Raw genomic sequence first — 336 nt, forward strand, 5'->3', positions numbered from 1 at the left:
ATAGGTGGTGATCCTGCCGGCCACGCTGTCGAGGGTGACGGTGACGGTCCGCCACTGGTCCGCGGGAAGCTTCGCATAGCCGTTGACCTGCGCCTCCGCGCCTCCTCCCCCGGTGGTCACGGAGGTGCGCAGCAGTCCGCTGTCGTTGGACGGGGTGACGAAGAGGTACTTGGTGGTGTTGGTGCCCAGGTCGAAGATCCGCTGCCAGGGCGAGGCGTCGCCGCTCCACTGCACGCGGGCGGAGACCGTGACGTCCGTCGCCGCGCCCAGCACACCACGGGGAAGGCGGACGTACGCGCCGTCCGAAGTGGGCGCCCCGCCGGGCAGGGCGAGCGC

1 protein-coding gene is annotated in these 336 nt (G+C 71.4%); it reads right to left on the minus strand.

Annotated elements, in window-relative coordinates:
• A partial coding sequence (locus J0695_RS37725; protein ID WP_242553694.1) for a LamG-like jellyroll fold domain-containing protein occupies window positions 1–336 on the minus strand: 336 nt, incomplete at both ends.

Origin of the sequence: Streptomyces beijiangensis (assembly GCF_017315755.1) — a bacterium.
Taxonomy (GTDB): Bacteria; Actinomycetota; Actinomycetes; order Streptomycetales; family Streptomycetaceae; genus Streptomyces; species Streptomyces beijiangensis.